This window comes from Micromonospora sp. NPDC005174 (assembly GCF_040608495.1).
In the GTDB taxonomy this organism is placed as follows: domain Bacteria; phylum Actinomycetota; class Actinomycetes; order Mycobacteriales; family Micromonosporaceae; genus Micromonospora.
Map to the genome: position 1 here is coordinate 90542 of NZ_JBEXIJ010000021.1, position 20491 is coordinate 111032.

Genomic DNA, 20491 nt, shown 5'->3' on the forward strand with positions numbered 1-20491 from the left:
GTCAGGAGCTGGGGCAGGTGTTGCGGTACTCCTCGATCTGCGAACCACTCGGCCCCGGGCAGAGGAACTGCTCGTAGCGGGTGTCGTCGTCGACGAACCGCTTCAGCCAGGCCACCATCTGCCGGGCGGTCGGCGTGTTCACCGTCTGCGGGAAGAAGTGGCTCGCGCCGTTCAACTCGAGGTACGCCTTCTCGGCCGACGACGGGATGCTGTTGTAGAAGGGCACCGAGTGCGTGGCGACCGGGGCGACGGTGTCGCTCTCGCCGCCGATGATCAGTGTCGGGACGCGCAGCTCGGACCAGCTCTTGTCCGTGTTCCAGGGCGCGAGGGGCACCGCGGCCTGCAACGACGGCCGCGACGAGGCCGCCTCCAGGGTTCCTCCGCCACCCATGGAGTGGCCGGCCACCGCGAGCCGGCTACTGTCGATCCGGCTCCGCACCGAGCTGCGCTCAGTGAGGTAGTCCAGCGCGGCGAGCAACTGCCGGCCACGGCTGTCCGGCTGGTCCAGCCGGGTGTTGGTCTCGATGCCGATCACCACGAAGCCGTGCGAGGCGATCCGTGGACCCAGCCAGCTGATGCTGGACCAGGCGGCGGTGTAGCCGGGCGAGATGGCGACGGCACCGAACGTGCCCTCGCTGGTGCTGGTCGGGTAGTAGATGACCCCGCCGCCGAAGCCGGTGACGCTCAGCGAGGACACGCTCTGCGAGGCGGTGGCGAAGGGGCCGCGGCTGGCCTCCAGGATCGCCGTGGTCGGGGCGGGGCCGCGCTCGTACGGGCCGGCCGCCTGCGCGGCGCCCGTCGGTCCGACGAGGACGCCGGTGGCGAGCAGGGTGGCGGCCAGCGCGAGCCGGGCGGCTCGGGCGGGCAGGGAACGGGGACGGGTGGTGGTTGGTGACGACACGTCGGGCACTCCCTAGAGTCGAGCGATATCGACGCTCATCAGTCTTGGTCGCCCGGGTCCATCGGCGCATCGGTGAAATCACCAGTCCCGACGAAGGATCGGATTATTTGCGCGTTTCGACCCTCTGGCCAGGGGTAGGGGTGCATGGGCCTGCTCAAACGCTCCAGGGAGAGGTTCGCCCAGTGGATTCCAGCAAGCCCGCCGAGGCGGTCAAGAACGTCGTCAAGACCGCCTCCGAGAAGATCGCCGACGCCCTCACGCCGGACGTGCCGGGCGCACCCGGCAGCGCACCGCCGAGCATCGAGGAACCGACCTCGCCCCACGACCCGCTACCGCCCAAGACGGAGCAGGGCGCGCCGCAGACCCGGACGCCGACCGGCGTCGAGACCGGCGCGCCGACGACCGCGAACGGCCAGCAGGGCGCGTACCTGACGACGGCGAACGGGGCGCGGCTACGCGACACCGACCACTCGCTCAAGGCCGGACCCCGGGGACCGGTCCTCCTTCAGGACCACCACCTGCGCGAGAAGATCACGCACTTCGACCACGAGCGCATCCCCGAGCGCGTCGTACACGCGCGGGGCGCGGGCGCGCACGGCGTCTTCACGGCCTACGGCACCGCCGAGGCGGTCACCAGGGCCGGCTTCCTCAAGAAGGGCCGGGAGACGGAGGTCTTCGTCCGGTTCTCCACGGTCCTGGGATCGCGCGGCTCGGCCGACACCGTCCGGGACACCCGGGGATTCGCGACCAAGTTCTACACCGACGAGGGCACCTTCGACCTGGTCGGCAACAACATGCCGGTCTTCTTCATCCAGGACGCCATCAAGTTCCCCGACATCATCCACGCCGCCAAGCCGCACCCCGATCGGGAGATCCCGCAGGCCCAGAGCGCGCACGACACCTTCTGGGACTTCGTCTCGCTGCACACCGAGGCGCAGCACCACACCATCTGGAACATGTCCGACCGGGGCATCCCGCGCTCGTACCGGACCATGGAGGGCTTCGGTGTGCACACCTTCCGCCTGGTCAACGAGGCCGGCGAGACGACGCTGGTCAAGTTCCACTGGAAGCCGAAGCTCGGCGTGCACTCCCTGACCTGGGAGGAGGCGCAGCTGCTCGGCGGGATGGACCCCGACTTCCACCGCCGCGACCTCTACGACGCGATCGAGGCCGGCGCGTTCCCCGAGTGGGAACTCGGCATCCAGGTCTTCCCCGACACTCCCGAGGAGACCTTCGCCGGCATCGACCTACTGGACGCCACGAAGATCGTCCCGGAGGAACTGGCGGAGGTGCAACCGATCGGCCGGCTGGTCCTCAACCGGACGCCGACGAACTTCTTCGCCGAGACCGAGCAGGTCGCCTTCCACCTCGGCCACCTCCCCCCGGGCATCGACGTCACGAACGACCCGCTGTTGCAGGGCCGGCTCTTCTCGTACGTCGACACGCAGCTCACCCGCCTGGGCGGCCCGAACTTCACGCAGATCCCGATCAACCGTCCCCACGCGGCGGTCAACGACATGCTGCGTGACGGCTTCCACCAGCAGGCCGTGCACGCCGGAGTGGCGCCGTACCGGCCGAACTCGCTCGACGGCGGCAACCCCTTCCCGGCCGGCGACGCCGAGCACGCCTTCGTCGACGTACCGGTGACGGTGGCGCAGGCGCCCAAGGTCCGCGCGAACCCCGCGTCCTTCGACGACCACTACAGCCAGGTACGGCTGTTCTGGCTGAGCATGTCGCCCGTGGAGCGGGAGCACATCATCCGGGCGTACACCTTCGAGCTGGGCAAGTGCTACCACCAGGCGATCAAGGAACGGCAGCTCCAGTCCCTCGCCAACATCGACCCGGTGCTCTGCGAGCAGGTGGCCACCGGCCTGGGCCTGCCCGCGCCGCAGCCGACGGTGCCGCTGGCGGACGTCGCCCCGAGCCCGGCGCTGTCCCAGGTCGGCGGGGAGTGGCCGGCCGACGGCCGGACGGTCGGGATCGTCGTCGACCCCGACGGTGACCTGGACGACGTCGACGGGGTCCGCCGGGCGGTGTTCGAGGCCGGGATGGTGCCACTGCTGATCGCCCCGCACGGAGGCATGGTGGGCGACCTGCCCGTCCAGCGGACCTTCGCCACCGGCCGCTCGGTCGAGTTCGACGCGCTCCTGCTGGCCGGGGCACCGGTGCCCGCGCCCGACGCGCTGCCCGCCCGCGACGCCAAGGCCGGACGACCGGACGCGGCGACCGTCGACCCCCGCGTGCTGCTCCTGGTCGAGGAGTGCTGGCGGCACGCCAAGGCGATCGGCGCGTGGGGCGCCGGCGTCACCGTGCTGGAGCAGGCCGGGGTGGCGGGCACACCCGGCATCGTGGCCGCCGACTCGGGTGCCGAGGCGCTGACCGGGGTGCAGCGGTTGATGGCCGCGCACCGGGTGTGGGAGAGGTTCCCCGCCTCGGTGGGCTGACCCGACATGGACGAGGGCCGTCCCCCGCTTCCGCGGGTGGGCGGCCCTCGTCGTCGAATCGGCCTTGCGCGTTCAGCGTGGTCGGCCGCGCCCACGTCAGCCGATGTCGGCCAGCCGCGGCAGCACCTCGTCGCCGAGCCGCCGGGCGAACTCCACGGGGTGCCGGTCCGGCGTGACCTGCACCTCGCTGACGCCGAGCGCGGCATAGTCGGACACCTCGGCGAGGAACGCGTCGAGATCCTCCAGCGGCGGCTTGGAGGCCAACACGGTCTTGGCGATGCTGTCGTAGTCGCGGCCCTCGGCGGCGCAGTGCCCGCGCAGCACGTCCAGCTTGTGCGCGATCCCCTCGGCGCCCGTGCCGAACAGGTTGCAGGCGTCGGCGTACCGGGCGACCAGCAGCAGTGTCTTCTTCTCGCCGCTGCCGCCGATCATGATGGGCGGGTGCGGACGGCGCAGCGGCTGGGGCGAGTTGATCGTCTCCGTGAGCTGGTAGTGCCGCCCGTCGAACGGCCCGTCGTCGTCACTCCACATCTGCTTGCAGATCCGCAGCGTCTCCTCCAGTCGCTCGAACCGCTCGGCGACCGGCACCACGGGCACGCCGAGTCCCCGCTGCTCCCGCTCGTACCAGGACGCCCCGATGCCGAGCCGGGCCCGACCGCCGGAGAGCACGTCGAGGGTCGTCACGGTCTTGGCCAGCAGCCCCGGATAGCGGTACATCACACCGGTGACCAGCACACCGAGCGTCATCCGGCGAGTCTGCGCCGCGACGTAACCCAGCGTGGTGTACGCCTCCAGCATCGGCTCCTCGGCCGGCGCCAGCGCCTCCATCTGGAAGAAGTGGTCCATGACCGTGAACGAGGCCACTCCGGCCTGTTCGGCGATGGTCGCCGCCTCGGCGAGGGTCGGCGCGATGGCCGCCGGATCGGCCGGAGTCGAAAAGTTCCAGTAGTGCAGACCGAGCTTCATGTTCGGCACCTCCGCGATCGAGCCTAGTAGCGCTTCCCGGGTTCCCAACGCGTCGTCGGCACGATGGTGGTGGTCCCCGTACGACGAGCGGGCGGAGTCCATTACCGGTTCATGACAATTCGAGGATCGGGAGCGGATATCCCGCTGGCACCTTCTGCTGAGTGATCCAAGAGCTGTCTCTCACCGAGCCACGACCGGGCGGGTACGACCCCGACGCGCGCGTCCGGTTGCGTCACCGGCGGCAGGCCGACACCGGCGGACCGCAGCGTGTGCAGTGGGCCGACGCCGCGAAGGGTGTCTGCATCCTCCTCGTCGTCGCCTGGCACGTCGTCCTGAAGGACTACCTGCGCATCGACTGGCACGTCGGCGTACCCGTGCCGGGCCTGTGGGGCACGCTGGGCGAGCAGTTCCTGCCGCTGCGGATGCCGCTCTTCTTCACCATCTCCGGCCTCTTCGCGGCGAACGCCGTGCACCGGCCGTGGCGGACCGTCGCCCGGAGTCGCATCGCCGGGTTCCTCTACCTGTACGCCCTCTGGCTCCTGGTCCACACGGCGGTCCTCGCCCTGACGCCGGACTTCCCGACCGACCGGGCCACGTCCGCCCTCGGCCTGTTGGCGCAGCTCACCATCACGCCCTCCAACCTCTGGTACCTGTACGCCCTGGCGCTCTACTTCACGCTCGCCAAGGCGACGCGTCGGCTGCCGAAGCTGCTGGTGGGCGTACCCGCCGCGGCGTTGTCCGCAGTCGCCGCCGCCGGCCTGCTGGCCACGGCGGGCAACCGCGCCGGCCTCTACCAGAACCTGATCTTCTTCCTCGCCGGCCTGTATCTGCGGCCCCACATCCAGCGCTGGGCCGCCACGGCCACCGGGCGTCGGCTGGCGCTGACCGGCGGGTCGTACGCCGTGGCGCTCGCCGCGATGGCGGCCGCGGGCGCACAGCGGTGGTTCGGCGTCTGGCCGGCGGTCTCCGTCGTGGCGGTGGCCTTCGGTGTCACCGCCGCCGCCCGACTGGTCCGGTGGCCCGCCCTCGGCGACCGGCTGGCCGCGCTCGGGCGCACCACGCTGCCCGTCTACGTCATCGACATGCCGCTGGTGGCGCTGCTGCACCGCCTCCTGGCCGCCCGGGTCTCCGGGCTGGGCGCGGGCGCTCAGGGCCTCGTCGTGCTGGGCTACCCGATCGCGCTGACCGCGCTCGTCACCGGTCTGAGCCTGGCCGTACACCGGCTGCTGCTGGCGGCGCACGCCCGCTGGTTGTTCGCGCTCCCCGGCCCCCGTCGCCCGGCGGCCGACCGATGAGCGCGTTGGGCGGAGCGGTGGTCGACCTCGGGGCGATCGCCGAGAACGTCCGCACGGTCGCCGCGGTCACCGGCACCGACCTGATGGCGGTGGTGAAGGCGAACGCGTTCGGCCACGGCGCAGTGCCCGTCGCGCGGGCCGCGCTGCGCGCCGGGGCCACCTGGTTGGGCGTGACCTCGGCGGCCGAGGCGTTGGAGCTGCGCGCGGCGGGGATCACCGCGCCGACGTTGAGCTGGCTGCACCGACCGGACGACGACTTCGCCGAGCTGATCGTCGCGGGCGTCGACGTGGGCGTCTCGACGACCACCCACCTGCACGCGCTCGTCGACGCGGCCCTGCGCCTCGGCCTGCCCGCGACGGCGCAGCTCAAGGCCGACACCGGCCTGAGCCGCAACGGCGCCGGCCGCGACGACTGGCCCGACCTGGTGGCCTGGGCCCGTAAGTACGAGGTGCAGGGCGCGCTCCGGGTACGCGGCGTGTGGTCCCACCTGGTCGACGCGGACGTACCGGGCACTCCCACGCTGGCCCGTCAGGTGCGGACCTTCACCGAGGCGCTGCACGTCGCCCGGACCGCGGGCCTCGACCCCGACCTCGTGCACCTGGCCAACTCGGCGGCGGCGCTGTCGGCGCCCCGGACCCACTTCGACCTCTGCCGGATCGGGCTGGCCCTCTACGGCGTCGACCCGTTCGGCGCGGTCGGTCCGGGCGAGTTCGGGCTGCGCGCGGCACTGACGCTGCGCACCACGGTGGTCAACGTGAAGCGGGTGGCGGCCGGCACGGGCGTCTCGTACGGGCCGGAGCACGTGACAGCCGCACCGACGACGCTGGCGCTGCTGCCACTCGGGTACGCCGACGGGCTGCCCCGGGCCACCGAGGGCCGGGCCGAGGTGTGGCTCGGCGGTCGACGCTGCCCGGTCGTCGGGCGCATCGCCATGGACCAGTGCGTCGTCGACGCCGGTGACCTGGCGGTCGGCATCGGCGATCCGGTCGTCGTCATCGGCGCGGGACGCGACGACGACGCGCCGAGAGTCACCGAGTGGGCGCGCTGGGCCGGCACCAACCCACACGAGATCTTGACCGGAATCGGGGCGCGGGTGGGCCGCGACCATCTCCACGAAAGGGCGGACGTCGCATGACTACGCGACTGGCAGTGCTGTACGGCGGACGAAGCGGCGAGCACGAGGTGTCACGGCGCTCGGGGGAGAGCACCCTGGCCGGGCTGGACCGCGAGCGGTACCAGGTCACCGAGGTGCTCATCGGCGTCGACGGCGGATGGCACGTCGACGGTCGTCCCACCAGCCTGCCGCAGGCGCTGCGGGTGCTACGCGCCCAGGACGTGGTGTTCCCGGCCCTGCACGGCCCGTACGGCGAGGACGGCACGGTCTCGTCACTGCTGGAGTGGCTGGGCGTGCCGTACGTCGGCAACGGCGTCTTCGCCAGCGCGGCGGGCATGGACAAAGGCGTCACCAAGCGGCTCCTGGCCGCGGAGGGCCTGCGGGTCAGCCCGGGTGTGACGCTGCGGCCCGGGGAGACCCTGTCGCCGGCCGACCAGCGACGACTGGGCCTGCCGGTCTTCGTCAAGCCGGCGCGGGCCGGTTCCAGCCTGGGCGTGGTCCGGGTGACGGAATGGTCGGCTCTGCCGGACGCGCTCGCGCAGGCACGGAAGGTCGATCCGAAGGTGCTCGTCGAGCAGGGGGCGCACGGCCGGGAGATCGACGTCGCCGTCCTGCAGCACCCCGACGGCCGGGTGCAGGCCGGGCCGCCCCTGGAGATCCGGGTCAGCGGCGCGGGCTTCTTCGACTACGACGCGAAGTACGACGGTGGCGCCGTCTTCCAGATCCCGGCCCGACTCGACCCGGCCACCACCGAGGTGCTCCAGGACCGGGCGATCCGTGCCTTCGACGCCCTCGACTGCCGGGGACTGCTGCGGGTCGACTTCTTTCTCGCCCACGAGGGTGCGGAGCCCATCGTGAACGAGGTCAACACCTTCCCCGGTTTCACCGCCGCGTCGCAGTTCCCGCAGATCTGGCAGCGGGCCGGCATCGAGTTTCCCGCCCTGCTCGACATCCTGGTCTCCGGCGCGCTCGCCTACCGGGCTCAGGCTCTCTCCCGAGGCCTGCCCCGGCCGGGACGGGCGGTCGACCTGGTGTGAGCGACAGTCGCCCCGGTCACTCGAGCGGGCAGGACCAGGGCGGCCGGGTGCCGTCCGGGCCGACGAGGGTGACCGGGGCGGGACTGACCGCCGAATCGGCGAACGCCACGGTGCAGATGATCTGGTTGGCCGCGAGGGTGGACAGCGGCAGCACGGGAGTCGGCGTCTTCACCGTGATGCCGGGCTCGTCGACGCTCGACGTCACCGTTGTCGGAGCGAGGTCGGTCGGCACCTCGCTGGTGAACCCCGCGCTCCGCTCGGTGTCGGTGGGGCCGGCCGCGAGCAGCGCGAGTGTCTCGGCCGGTAACGGCGGCGCGCCCTTGGCCGGTCGCAGCACCAGCGCCAGCTCGCCGTCCGAGATCAGGTAGACGCCCCCACCGCCGGACGGGCCGCTCACCGCGGAGCGGCCGGTGATGACGCCGCTGGGCCGGACCCCGCAGCCGGCCGTGAACAGGGTGAGCAGGAGGCCGCCCGCGACGAGCGCCCGCGCCACGCGACGACCGATCACCGTACGCCTCCGGCGGCGGTGGTCTCGGCCGCCGTCCGGGGCAGGCGGAGTGTGAACACGGCTCCACCTCGCGACGCGTTGCTCGCCACGAGGCTCCCCGACTGCCCGCCGTGCCGGTGCAGGCGCGCGTTCTCCCACGCGATGGCGAGACCCAGGCCGCTGCCCTCGGAGCGGGTCCGGGCGGTGTCGGCCTTGTAGAAGCGGTCGAACACGTGTGGAAGCACCTCCGGGTCCAGCCCCGGCCCCTCGTCGGCGACCTCGATCGTGAACCACTCCGGTTCGGCGCGCAGACGTACGGACACCGGCTCGGCGCCGTGCCGGAAGGCGTTGCCGACCAGGTTGGCGACGATGACGTCCAGCCGGCGGGGATCGAGCCGGGCGACGACACCGGGCGGCAGCTCGGTCCGTACCCGATCGGTCCAGCCCCGCAGCCGCAGCGTCGCGGTGACAGCCGCGGCGACGTCGACGTCGTCGAGGGCGAGCCGGGCGGTGCCGGAGTCGAACCTGCTGACCTCGATGAGGTCGTTGACCAGTTGGGTGAGGCTCTGCGTCTCCTGGCTGACCAGCCGGGCGGCCTGGCCGGCGTCCCCGGGCAGCCGGTCCGCCTCCTCGTCCAGGACGTCGGTGACGGCCGTCATGGCGGCCAGCGGCGTCCGGAGTTCGTGGGACACGTCGGCCACGAAGCGCCGCGCGTCGGCCTCCATCCGCCGCAGCTCACCGACCTGGCGTTCGATGGTCGCGGCGGTGTCGTTGAAGGTGCGGGTGACGTCGGCGAGCTCGTCGACGCCCCGGACGGTCAGCCGGGTGGACAGGTCACCCTCACCGAGCCGGCGTGCCGCGCGACCCAGTTCGCGCACCGGCCGCAGCACGCCCCGGGCGGCCAGCAGGGCGAGCAGGACGGCGAGGATCAGGGAGAGCCCGCCGGTCACCCACGCCAGCGTGGCGAGCCGGTCGATGCTCCGCTGCTCGGAGGCGAGGCTGCGCACCGAGTAGACCTCCACCCCGGACTCCACGGACGTGCCGTCAGACCGCTCGATCCGCAGCTGCGTGCCGATGAGCAGCACGGGATGTCCGCCACGGTCGACGCGCTGCCAGGCGATCTGACCGCCCGCCACCTCCTTGCGCAGCTCGGGGGTGAGCGGTTCCCTGCCGTCGACCCCCGACGCCCACCGGTCCCGGTAGTGGACCAGGGCGTAGCTGTCCCGGTCGGAGAGCCGTTGGGCCAACACGTTCAGCTCCTCCGGGCTGGGCGGCAGGCCGAGGATCGGATACACCTTCGTGAGCTGGTCGGTCAGCGAGGCCACCGCCGCGTCCTGCGCCTGCTGGAGGATGACGGTCCGGGCCTGGAAGTAGCTGCCGCTGGCGACCACGGCCGTGGTGGTCACGCCCAGCAGGGCGAACGCCAGGAGCAGGCGGGTGCGGAGGCCCAACGCCATGGCGCGGGCCCGGTTCCAGGGGGTCACAGCGGTCCGAACCGGTATCCGAAACCGCGTACGGTCTGGATGAAGACCGGCGTCGACGGCTCGTCCTCGATCTTGGCGCGTAGCCGCTGGACGCAGGCGTCCACCAGGCGCGAGTCACCGAGATATCCGTGCTCCCAGACGGCCTCCAGCAGTTGCTGGCGGCTGAGCACCTGACCCGGCGTGTACGCGAGTTCGAGCAGCAGACGCAGCTCCGTCGGGGCCAGGCTGACGGGCACCCCGCCCTTGCTGACCACCAGGGCGGCACGGTCGATGGTCAGGGCGCCGTGCTGGTGCAGCCCGGGCCGCTCCGGGCCGGGGCGTCGCGAGTCGCCGCCGGTACGTCGCAGCACCGCGCGGATGCGCGCCTCGAGCACCCGGGCCTGTACCGGTTTGACCACGTAGTCGTCGGCGCCCGCCTCCAGACCCGCCACCACGTCCATGTCGTCGTTGCGGGCGGTGAGCATGATGATGGGCAGGTCACCACGCTGTCGGATGCGACGGCACACCTCGAAGCCGTCCATACCCGGCAGCATGAGATCGAGGACGACCACGTCGGGGGCGCTCGCCCGCATCCGCTCCAGCCCCTGCTCACCGGTCGCCACGGCGTCCACCGTGTGGCCCTGCCGGGTGAGCGCCAACTGCAGTCCGTCGCGGACCGTCTGGTGATCTTCGATCAGCAGGACCTGGGGCATGCCGTCAAGTATCCCATCATGAGAATTGCTCGCTTTTTGTCGATGTCCCGCGCCCGCTCTCGACCGGTCAGCGCCCGGACGTCCGGTCATCTGACGACTGCGCCGGCCCGCCGAACTCCACCGACCGGATCAGGAACGCCGCCACACCCACCGCCAGCATCGTCAGCCCGGCCGCCGCGAGGATGGCCACGAACGGCCCCCACCGCAGCGCGGTTGCCAGACCCGGCACCAGCACCCGAACCACCCAGACCAGCACGAGCAGCCCGACCGCCCCCTCGGCGACAACGCGCCAGGCCCGGCCGGACGCCGGCACGGCAGGCAAGCGACGCGCGGCCCCGCCGGGCCGTGCCGCCAGCACGGCCGCCGCCAGGCAGAACAGCGCCACGCTCAGCAGAACCCCACCGAGCACGTCGCTGAAGCGGTGCCATCCCGCGATCATCGTGGCCGCGCCGATCACCGAGACGCCCGCCGCGCCCGGCAGCACCAGCCACCGCCGGACCGCAGCGGGCACCACCAGCAGGAACGCCAGCGCCAGGGCCGTCGCGACAGCGACGTGACCACTGGGGAAGCTGTTGTGCGTGGTCGAACCGGCGACCGCGAACTCCGGGCGGGGCAGCGCCGACTTCGCCGCGCCGGCCGCCAGCACCGCGCCGAGCACCATGCCGACACCCACGACGCCGGGCAGCAGCCGGCGGCCGAGCAGACCCACCACCAGCACCGCGGCGAGCAGGACGGCGAGCAACGACGGCCGGCCGAAGTGCCGCAGGACGACAGTGGCCGGACCGAACAGGTCGCTGGACTGCTCGTATCCCCCGCCGCGCTCGGCGCGCGGCAGGAGCAGCCCGTCGATCCACTGACCGGGCTGGGTCCACACGAACACCACGCCGACCAGACCCAACGCGAGGAGACAACAGACGGCCGCCGCGAGCAGTCGGACAGCCGGCGGCACGGCGGGCCGGTCGTGGGCCAGCGTCGACGCGGGAACGGGCGGCAGCGCTCGCGTCGGGGAGGACGAGCGACCGACGGGGTACGACGATCCGTGGGACATGGCGACCATGCTCGGCCCGCCAGATCCGGACGCTGTCCGTGGATTGTCTTGGTTCTGTCACAACCGCCGCGCGTACCGGAAAAACGGGGCGATCCTCCCCCGCGACCGCCCGCCCACAGGTCGTGTCGCCAAGCTGTCCGGACGTGAACTTCAATTCACATGCTTACATGCAACTATGTTTTACCCGGCCGAGACGAGCCGCCACTAGGGTCAGGACGCCGATCGATCTTCGTCTCGGCAGTGCGAAAACCATCCGGAGTGTTCGTGGGGAACCGGAAGGGGTTGGGCAATGCACGGGGTTTCGGCCGCTTCGCTGGTCATCGGCATCGCGTCCTCGCCGGCCGAGCGCCGGCAGTTGGCGCGGCTGCTCGGCGGGAGCGACGCCTTCCTGATCGTCTCGAACGTCGAGCAGGCACGGGAGTTCCTCGGGGTGGGCGAGTTGCCCCCGGTCGTACCCCCGCCCGTTCCGGCCGTGCACACGGAGGTGCCGCCACTCTCGCAGCCGCCACCCGACCTGAGCGTCGACTCCGACCGGCGGGTGCTGCGCTGGCGTGACCAGGAGATCGACCTGACCCGGCTGGAACACGACGTGCTGCTCTGTCTCGTCGACGCTCCCGGGCAGGTCTGGACGTACGAGCGGCTGCACCTCGAGGTCTGGGGCAACCGGCACCTCGGCCGCGGGTCCGACATCCACTCGGTCGTCCGCCGGGTACGCCGCAAGCTCGCCCGGCTCGACGCCACGGCCACGATCCACGCGGTCCGTGGAGTCGGCTTCCGACTCACCCCGATCTGAACGCACCCACGTCACGAACGGGCCGGCCCGCCCGGTCGAGGACCAGGCGGGCCGGTTCGGTGCGTTACCGCTCAGGCGTCAGCACCGGATGGGCTTCAGCGTGAAGTTCTCCACCGCGGGCGTGGTGGTGTCGATCTTCGTCGAACGGGTCTGGGGCTTCCAGCCGTCCTTGGCGACGATCATCGTGAGCGGGTTGTTCCGGCGGTCCACCCAGTAGGCGTACGTGCCGGCGGCGTCGGTCGTGAACGTCCACGACATCGCCCACGAGTCGACCTGGACCACCGCGCCGGCGATCGGTGCGGTGGCACCCGCACAGCTGGTCCCGGTCACCGTACCCATCAACTTGCCCCAGGTCTTCGGGGGCGTCACGGTCATGGTCACCGGCACCGGCGGCACCGAGTAGGGCGTGTTCTCCCTGATCGTGACCGCGGCCGAGTAGATGCCCGGCTGGTCCACGTTCGCCGTCAACCCGACGGTGACCGTGACCTTCTCACCCGGCGCCAGGGTGGCCGTCGTCTTGTCGATCGTCATCCAGCTGACGTCGGCCGCCGCCTCGGCGCATCCCTCGAAGCCCGGCAGGGCCTCGCTGTCCGGCGCCGCGTTGAAGCTGCCCGACGAGCCGCCGATCTTGTAGAAGCCGCACGCCGCGCCGCCCCGGTAGCGGGCGGTGTTGGCGTTCGGCAGGTTCGACCACGAGCTGGTGGCCGGGTCGAAGGCGAAGCCGGCGTTGGTGATGGCACCGCCCTGCGACCCGCCCACGACCAGGAGCTTGCCGCTGGCCACCGCGTACGAGCTGGCCCAGTTGTCGGTCGGCGCGTCCGCGATGGCGGTCCAGGTGTTGGCGCCCGGGTCGTAGGAGTAGCTGGCCTTCTGCGCCGCCGTGCCGTCGTTGCCACCGGTGCAGTAGAGGACGCCGTCGATCCCGCCGCAGGAGGCGAAGGCCACCGACTTCGGGTAGTTGGCGAGCGTCTCCCAGGTGTCGGCGCCAGGGTCGTACCGGACCACGGAGTTCGACATCGGCAGGCACGCCGAGGTCGTGCAGCCGCCCACGGCGTAGAGCTTGCCGTCGACGACCGCCTGCCCGGCGGCGGCCCGCGGGGCGGGGTTGTCGGCCAGTTCGGTCCAGGCGTTGGCCCCCGGGTCGTACGACCAGGTGGCGGCGTCCGGGCCCTCGGCGCCCCAGCCGCCCGTTGCGATGATCTTCCCGCCGACCACGCCGACGGTCAGCGCGTTGCGGGCGCCGGGCAGGTCGGCGGCGGCCGTCCAGGTCTGCGCGACCGGGTCGTACGCGTAGTTCTTCGCGGTGGAGGCGGTTCCGTCGCCACCACCGACCGAGTACACCTTGCCGTCCAGAGTGACCACCCGGTTGTCCATGATGTTGCCCGGGTAGTCGGTGATGTCCGTCCAGGGCGCAGCCTGCGGTCCGGCCGCGGCGGGGGTCGCCGTCGCCGCCTTGCCGGAAGCCTTGGCCGCGACCGACGTCGGAGCGGTCACCCGCTGCTCGGGCGCGCCGGTCGACCCGAGAACCTGCTGCCGGGTCACCCGCGAGCCGTCGGCCCGCAGCAACTCGAAGCCGTTGTCCCGCTCACCGAAGCCGACCTCGACCGGCGCGCCGCCGGTGTTGGTCACGGTGAACGTCCTGGTGGTCTTGCCGCTGGGCATCTGGAGCGTGGCGCTCAACTCGGTGGGCGTCACCGAGAGACGACCGGCCGCGAGGACGAAGTTCGCGGTCGTCGCCCAGTCCGGCTCGACGTCGACCTGCTTGCTCTGGCTGACGTAGCTGCCGGCCGTCGCGGTGAACTTGTGGGTACCGGTCAGCGTCGAGTAGATCCAGTAGAAGCCGTCGGGCAGGCCCGGGTCGTCCGGCGTCGCCACGGTGACCGCCTTCTCGGCCGGCCGGTCGTTGCTGGTGACGGTGGCGCCGTTGATGTAGCTGTTGTCGTTCTTGTCGCGGACGTTGCCCACGACCAGGCCACCGTCGAGCGGCACGCAGGTGACCTGGCTGCCGATCAGGACGTTGTCGACCTCCCACCACCACTCGAAGGTCGCGTCGTAGTAGTGGAACCGCACCTGGACCTGCGACTTGCCGGCCGCCTGCGGGATCGGGATCTCGGTGAGCTTCGGACCCCGGACGTCGGTCTCCTGCCGGAGCACGTTCGTCCAGGTCGCGCCCCCGTCGATGCTCAGGTCGACATCGGCGGTGTCGTCGTTGAGCTGGTTGAAGTCCTGGTTGAATCGGATGACCGGAGCGCTGACGGCGGTCAGGTCGACCACCGGGCTGACCAGGGAGGTGTCCTGGCTCCGGCCCGCGCCGTACGCGTCACTGTCGATCATCGCGAAGTTGCCGGTGCCACCGGTCAGGTTGCCCCGTTCACCGTCGTCGGTGAACTTCCAGACCTGGCCGCTGCCCACGTTGTCCACCACCGACCAGCCGGCCGGAGTGGTCGTCGCGTCGAAGGTCTCGTACTCGCCGTCGGAGCCGAACGTGTAGCCGGGGGCCGTCGTGCACCTGGTGGTGTCCACCGGCACCGCGACGTTCGCGGTCACGTTGCGGGTGCCGACCACGACCTCCTTGGTGACCTTCTGGTAGCCCGGGTACTGCACCTCGTACGTCAGGGTGTACGTCTGCCCCGCCGGCAACGTGATGCTGTAGCGGCCGTTCGACGGCGTCGTGTAGTCGTACACGCCCGCCGGACCGCTCACGGTCACCTTGGCGTACAGCGGCCAACCATGACCCGAGCCGTCGGTGACCGAGCCGGTGACGTTGACGCGCGGCACCGCCGTCAGGGCGACGTCGAGGGTCGTGGTCGTCCGGTTGGTGACCGTCGCCGTCCTGGTCGTGCTGCCGTACCCGAACGCGGACACGACGACCTGGTAGTCGCCGATCGGCACCAGGGTCGAGTACGTGCCGTCGGCGCCGGTGGTGATCTCGCGCGAGGTCGGGCCGGTGAGCGTCAGGGTCGCGCCGGCGATCGGGGCGCCGGTGGCCGCGTCGGTGACCGTGCCGGCCAGGGTGCCGACGTCGCCGGTCGGGGCGGCGTTGAGCAGCGCGAGGGCGTCCAGCCGGCCCTCACCCCAGACGTTGTTGTCCGCGGCCGTGCCGCCGCACTGGTCGTCGGCCTTGTCGATCGCGGTGCCGTTGAGCAGCGCGCGGGTCGCGTCGACGTCGCCCACCAGCGACGGTGCCGCCGAGTAGAGCAGGGCGATCGCGCCCACGAGGTGCGGGGCGGCCATCGACGTGCCGCTTGCGGTGCCGTACCCGTTGCCGGGAACGCTCGACCGGACGTTCACGCCGGGCGCGGAGATGTTGGGCTTGATCTCGCCGTTCTGCCCGACGCCGCGCGCCGAGAAGCTGGCGATGGTGTTGTTGACGTCGTACGCGCCCGCCGAGTAGTTGCTGGCCAGGCTTCCCGGGGAGCCGCTGGTCTGGCACGCCGGCCCGCTGTTGCCGTTGGAGAACACCCCGAAGATGCCCGAGGCGGCCCAGGCCAGCGTGACGTCCTCCATGAAGGGCTCGTTGGACGGCAGCCGGGTGCCCCAGGAGTTGTTGATGATGTTCGGCCGCTTGCTGGCGTCCGGGTTCTGACCGTTCGAGTCGGTCGGTTCGAGCATCCACTGGCCGGACTCGATCAGCGCCTCGTCGGTGGGGCAGCAGCCGTTCGCCGCGATCCACTTGACCCCGGGCGCGACACCGATCTGGTTCGCGCCGGCGGAGCCGGCCATGGTGCCCATGGTGTGCGTACCGTGGCCGTCGTCGTCACAGGGCGCGCCGTCGCACGTGCCGGCGGCGTCGAACCAGTTGTAGTCGTGGTCGAACGTCCCGTCGCCGTTGTTGCCGCGGTAGGAGTTCACCAGTGCGGGGTGGTCGTACTGGACGCCACTGTCGATGCTCGCGATGGTGACGCCCTCGCCGGTGATGCCGTACTGGGACCAGACGTCGTCGGCGTTGATGTTGGCAACGCCCCACTCGACGGCGTTGACGGTCTTCTCGTCGGTGCCCTTGGTCAGCTTCGGCAGCTCGTAGGCGACCGGGGCGTAGAGGCCCTCGACCTCGCTGTGGGCGGCGAACTGCTGGGCCATCTCGAGCGAACCGCTGTTCACCTTGATGGCGTTGGTGGCCCAGAAGCTCTGGTACTTCGTACCCGACTTGTCGAGCTCGGCGCGGATCTTGCCCTGGCTCCCGGCGGCGCTGTCCCGCAACGCCTGGGCCACGGCCGCGCCGCGCTTCGTCCAGTCCTTGGTGGCGCTGGCCTTGCTCAGGTCCGCCCGGTCCTTGAACCGAATCCAGAAGTCCCCTGCGCTCTTGGCCTGGAACTGCTTGGCGAGCTCCGGCCGGATCTTGTCGCCGGTGGCGGTGCTCGTCGAGCCGGGCGCGGCCTGCGCCCCGGAGCCGAGGCTGGCCAGGCATGTGGCGGCGAGGACCAGCGCGGCGCTGGCACTCACCAGGGATCTGGCCGTTCGTCTCCATTGTGGACGTCTGGACATCGGTGCCGCCTTCCTCAGAACGACCCAGGGGTGTACGTGGGCCATGGTGAGAAGTGCGCGAGATCCAGCTCGACGGAACCGAGCGAACGGACCCCTCATGCCTCCCCCATGCACCGCGCGGGTCACGCCGGTTGCCCGACTGGACACTATGATCGAGAGGAAAGGACGATCAAGAACTTGCTGTGAGCAACTTGTCGCTACCGGTTGCCCTGCCGGTGGCGCGCTTGCCAAACATTGTCAGGACCGTGACGATGACTGGGCAGGGAAGCCCCTCGATTCGCAGGCGGTGCGGTGGCCGAGACCGACGACGCGGCGTGGGACGGGGTCGACCCGGCCGACGAGGAGTTCCCGCTGCTCATCGCGGTGACGCCGTCGCCCAGTGAGCGCATCCGGCTCGCCGAACGGCTCGACGGGATCGCGCCGTTGTTGCTGGTGGCCGACCTCGACGAGCTGCGCCGGCTGATCGGGGTGCCAGCGCAGCGGACCGGGTCGCCGGGCGGACGGACGCCGGGCCCGGAGCCCATTGCCGATCCCGGTCCCGTCCTGATCGTCGACTCGGCCCGCTCCACCGCCCGGTACGGGACGCGCGAGGTCGCCCTCACCCGGCTGGAGCACGATCTGCTGATCTGCCTGACCACCGAGCCGCTGCGGGTGTGGAGCTACGCCGAGCTGCACCGCTCGGTCTGGCACGACGAGGGACGCGGGCGCAGGGCGGACGTGCAGTCCCTGGTGAAGCGGCTGCGGCGCAAGCTACGGGACCTCGGCACCGGTGCCGCGATCGAGGTGGTCCGTGGTGTCGGGCTGCGACTCACCGACCGGCAGGACCCACGGATCGGGCGCGCCTGACTGCTGCCTGAGATGGGCAGATCGTCAGCACGGGCCACGTGCCGGCGAGCGCCAACGCCCGGACCAGCGCGTTTTCCGGTAATCACGAGCCGGCCCCCGACGACCACGTAACGTGAACGACAGCCGATCAACGGCGAACGCCGGACGCGCCCGCCGCCTGCCCGCTCAGCCGCAGGAGGTGCGGAGCCCATGCTGTCGGTATTCGACCCTCGACACACCGTCGCTCCCCCGGGATACAGCCGCTGGCTCATCCCGACCGCGGCGTTGGCCGTCCACGTGTGCATCGGCCAGGTCTACGCGACCAGCGTCTACAAGAACTCCCTCATCGCGCACTTCGGCACGAGCCAGACGGCGATCGGGGCGATCTTCAGCATCGCCATCGTCATGCTGGGGTCGTCGGCGGCGGTGGGCGGCCGATGGGTGGAGCGCAACGGCCCCCGTCGGGCGATGTTCGTCTCCGCCTGCTTCTGGACCACGGGCTTCCTGGTCGGGGCGCTCGGCATCGCCACACAACAACTCTGGCTGCTCTACCTCGGGTACGGCGTCATCGGCGGCATCGGGCTCGGCATCGGCTACATCTCGCCCGTCTCCACCCTGATCAAATGGTTCCCCGACCGGCCGGGTCTCGCCACCGGCCTGGCGATCATGGGGTTCGGCGGTGGCGCTCTGATCGCCGGCCCGCTCGCGCGCCAACTGCTGTCGCTCTACGACGCCGACTACAACCCGTCCAACCCGGCGGCGGTGGCCTCGGGGTCCGCCCTGGTGGGGCTGTTCGTCACGTTCGGCCTCGGCTACTTCGTGATCATGATGTTCGGTCCGTTCAACGTCCGGGTTCCTCCGCCGGACTGGCGGCCGGCCGGGTTCGACCCCGCTCGCGTCGCGAGCCGGCCGCTGGTGACGAGGGCGAGCGTGTCCGCGTCCAACGCCGTACGGACCCGCTCGTTCTGGCTGCTGTGGATCGTGCTGTTCTGCAACGTCACGGCGGGCATCGGCATCCTGGAACAGGCCAGCCCGATGATCCAGGACTTCTTCCGGGACAACGGGTCCACCGCCGTGTCGGTGTCGGCGGCTGCCGGCTTCGTGGGGGTGCTGTCGCTGTTCAACATGGCCGGCCGGTTCGTCTGGTCGACGACGTCGGACCTGATCGGCCGCAAGCCGATCTACCTGATCTACCTCGGCGTCGGCATGGTCCTCTACGCCCTGCTCGCCGTGGCCGGGCACGCCGCGACGGCGCTCTTCGTGCTGATCGCCGCCCTGATCATCTCCTTCTACGGCGGTGGGTTCGCCACCATGCCCGCGTACCTGCGGGACCTCTTCGGCACCTTCCAGGTCGGCGCCATCCACGGGCGACTGTTGACCGCCTGGTCGGCGGCGGGCGTCGCCGGGCCGCTGATCGTCAACCGGATCCTCGACACGCAGGGCAAGCCCGGGACGCTCACCGCGTCGGCGTACCGGCCCGCGCTGTTCACCATGGTCGGTGTGCTCGCCATCGGCTTCGTCGCGAACCTGCTGGTCCGCGCCGTACCTGATCGGTTCCACGAGCCCGACCGGGGGTCGACCTCGCCCGTGGCGAAGGCCAGCGTCACCGAGCCGGTGGCCCTCGGCCCGCAGAGCAGCCCACCGGTACCCGCGCACGTCGGCAGCCAGACCGGGCGGCTCTGGCTGTCCTGGCTGCTCGTCGCGGTGCTGCTCGGCTACGGCATCGTCGAGACCGTCATGACGGCCGCGAAGCTCTTCACCGGCTGAGACAGCCCCGGCCCGGGCCGGTCAGCCTCGTCCGTCGTCCGCCGCCGGGCCGTTGCCGGCAAGGCGTTCGCGCTGGGGTACGACCGTGTACCTCGGATCGCGCGCCGACACCGAGCCCGCCTCGAAGATCCCGAACCGGGTGGCCACCGACGAGGCCACCAGGGCCGCGCCGGAGAGCACCGACAGGACCCGGCTGCGTCGAGAGAGCAGCGCGGCGACCGCGCCGACGCTGAGCAGCACGTTGCCCGCCCGGACCAGGCCTCCGCTGTGGCCGCTCCGGTAGGGCTCGCCGGTGACCGGCAGCCGCTCCATCCGGTGACCGCCGATGAGCTTGACGGCCGCGCCGGCGACGGCGAGCCGTCGCAGCGGGGCGGTCTCGGTGGCCGGCGCCGCGATGAGACCCACCCCGGCGGCCGCGGCGAGCGCGCTGCCGCCGAAGACGAACGGCATGAAGGGGTACGCGTCGTGCCAGGCCGGTACGGCGGTGTCGGCGAGCAGGACCCCGGTGTACGTGGCCAGCGCCGGAGCCGTGGCCGCCGCGGCGAGACCGGCGACGTCACCGACGGGGAGCGCCAGCCGACGGGCGAGGCCCAGCACACCGTGCTGCGGTAGCCGTGGCGCGAGTTCGGCGACCGCGGCCACACCGGCGGCCGGCCCGAACGCGGTGAGGATCCAGGTGCCGATCGACATGGGCGAGGTCAGCTTGGCTACCCGGAGCATGTGGTGGAACCGGTCCGGCCGGCCGAGGTCGTGCACCAGCAGGTACGCGCTGGCGAGGGTGCCGCCGAGAGCCGTCCAGCGGCCCACGCGGCGTAGGGCGGGACGTCCGGTCAGCTGCGCTCCCGCGCCGATCAGGGCGCCTCCGGCCGCGAGGCCACCGGTGAACAGGTATCCGCCGATGTCACGCTTCCACACCGGCGCCTTGAGGATCGGCCTGCCGTAGTAGGAGCTGAAGTCGGCTGGCGCCACAGTGAGCTGCTCGCGGGTCATGGCCGCCTGCCGAGGAAGGCGACCGCCGAGACGGCGACCATCGTCAGCGCGGCGAGGCCGGCGCTTCTCCACATCTTCGGCAGGTCGCGGGTGGTCACCACCGGGTCCGGTGGCAACCCGTACACCTCGGGTTCGTCCAGCAGCAGGAAGAACGCCCCGTCA

At 71.5% G+C, this 20491-nt stretch carries 15 protein-coding genes and 1 pseudogene; 7 read left to right on the plus strand and 9 right to left on the minus strand.

Annotated elements, in window-relative coordinates; genetic code table 11:
- Position 1: 1 nt before the first annotated feature.
- A complete protein-coding gene (locus tag ABZU91_RS22285; protein WP_355243545.1) occupies positions 2–901 on the minus strand; it encodes an alpha/beta hydrolase in 900 nt (299 codons plus the stop codon).
- A 182-nt stretch (positions 902–1083) separates the two neighbouring features.
- Here ABZU91_RS22285 and ABZU91_RS22290 point away from each other — a divergent pair, with 182 nt between their 5' ends.
- A complete protein-coding gene (locus ABZU91_RS22290; RefSeq protein ID WP_355243548.1) occupies positions 1084–3345 on the plus strand; it encodes a catalase in 2262 nt (753 codons plus the stop codon).
- A gap of 96 nt (positions 3346–3441) precedes the next feature.
- Here the strand turns inward: ABZU91_RS22290 and ABZU91_RS22295 are convergent, their stop codons facing one another.
- Positions 3442–4311 (minus strand): LLM class F420-dependent oxidoreductase, encoded by an 870-nt coding sequence (locus ABZU91_RS22295; RefSeq protein WP_355243551.1) that lies wholly within the window; start codon positions 4309–4311, stop codon positions 3442–3444.
- A gap of 161 nt (positions 4312–4472) precedes the next feature.
- On the opposite strand from ABZU91_RS22295, the gene ABZU91_RS22300 reads away from it, so the two are divergent.
- From ABZU91_RS22300 to ABZU91_RS22310, 3 genes are read left to right on the plus strand one after another with little or no spacing between them, the layout of a single operon-like run.
- Positions 4473–5606: an acyltransferase family protein gene (locus ABZU91_RS22300; RefSeq protein ID WP_355243553.1), complete on the plus strand. Its 1134-nt coding sequence runs from the start codon at positions 4473–4475 to the stop codon at positions 5604–5606.
- Positions 5603–6742: an alanine racemase gene (gene alr, locus ABZU91_RS22305; protein ID WP_355243556.1), complete on the plus strand. Its 1140-nt coding sequence runs from the start codon at positions 5603–5605 to the stop codon at positions 6740–6742. The genes ABZU91_RS22300 and alr overlap by 4 nt, the downstream gene beginning before the upstream one ends.
- Positions 6739–7758, plus strand: a complete 1020-nt coding sequence (locus ABZU91_RS22310) for a D-alanine--D-alanine ligase family protein (RefSeq protein WP_355243559.1) — start codon at positions 6739–6741, stop codon at positions 7756–7758. The genes alr and ABZU91_RS22310 overlap by 4 nt, the downstream gene beginning before the upstream one ends.
- A 16-nt stretch (positions 7759–7774) precedes the next feature.
- On the opposite strand, the gene ABZU91_RS22315 is transcribed toward ABZU91_RS22310, so the two are convergent.
- The 4 genes from ABZU91_RS22315 to ABZU91_RS22330 form a co-directional block, all read right to left on the minus strand.
- Entirely contained in the window at positions 7775–8266 is a 492-nt protein-coding gene (locus tag ABZU91_RS22315) for a hypothetical protein (RefSeq protein WP_355243562.1), read from the minus strand.
- Complete coding sequence (locus tag ABZU91_RS22320; protein WP_355243565.1) at positions 8263–9729, minus strand: HAMP domain-containing sensor histidine kinase; 1467 nt, start codon at positions 9727–9729, stop codon at positions 8263–8265. The genes ABZU91_RS22315 and ABZU91_RS22320 overlap by 4 nt, the downstream gene beginning before the upstream one ends.
- Entirely contained in the window at positions 9726–10421 is a 696-nt protein-coding gene (locus ABZU91_RS22325) for a response regulator transcription factor (RefSeq protein WP_355243567.1), read from the minus strand. Before ABZU91_RS22325 ends, ABZU91_RS22320 begins: the two co-directional genes overlap by 4 nt.
- Positions 10422–10488: 67 nt before the next feature.
- Positions 10489–11469 (minus strand): phosphatase PAP2 family protein, encoded by a 981-nt coding sequence (locus tag ABZU91_RS22330; protein ID WP_355243570.1) that lies wholly within the window; start codon positions 11467–11469, stop codon positions 10489–10491.
- Between the two features lie 289 nt (positions 11470–11758).
- Here ABZU91_RS22330 and ABZU91_RS22335 point away from each other — a divergent pair, with 289 nt between their 5' ends.
- Positions 11759–12262 carry a winged helix-turn-helix domain-containing protein gene (locus tag ABZU91_RS22335; protein ID WP_355243573.1) on the plus strand — a complete coding sequence of 168 codons (504 nt, stop codon included), beginning with the start codon at positions 11759–11761 and terminating at the stop codon, positions 12260–12262.
- A 78-nt stretch (positions 12263–12340) separates the two neighbouring features.
- Here ABZU91_RS22335 and ABZU91_RS22340 read toward each other — a convergent pair whose 3' ends face one another.
- Positions 12341–16705 carry a S8 family serine peptidase gene (locus tag ABZU91_RS22340; protein WP_355243576.1) on the minus strand — a complete coding sequence of 1455 codons (4365 nt, stop codon included), beginning with the start codon at positions 16703–16705 and terminating at the stop codon, positions 12341–12343.
- Positions 16706–17038: 333 nt separating this feature from the next.
- Here ABZU91_RS22340 and ABZU91_RS22345 point away from each other — a divergent pair, with 333 nt between their 5' ends.
- Together ABZU91_RS22345 and ABZU91_RS22350 are read left to right on the plus strand one after the other, a co-directional pair.
- Positions 17039–17593, plus strand: coding sequence for a winged helix-turn-helix domain-containing protein (locus ABZU91_RS22345; RefSeq protein ID WP_355243578.1), 555 nt, complete (start codon positions 17039–17041; stop codon positions 17591–17593).
- 189 nt (positions 17594–17782) lie between these two features.
- A complete protein-coding gene (locus ABZU91_RS22350) occupies positions 17783–19339 on the plus strand; it encodes an OFA family MFS transporter (protein ID WP_355243581.1) in 1557 nt (518 codons plus the stop codon).
- A gap of 21 nt (positions 19340–19360) precedes the next feature.
- Here ABZU91_RS22350 and nrfD read toward each other — a convergent pair whose 3' ends face one another.
- Complete coding sequence (gene nrfD / locus ABZU91_RS22355; RefSeq protein ID WP_355243584.1) at positions 19361–20329, minus strand: NrfD/PsrC family molybdoenzyme membrane anchor subunit; 969 nt, start codon at positions 20327–20329, stop codon at positions 19361–19363.
- Positions 20326–20491: pseudogene (locus ABZU91_RS22360) on the minus strand (4Fe-4S ferredoxin); the annotation flags it as partial. The pseudogene ABZU91_RS22360 and the gene nrfD, both read right to left, overlap by 4 nt.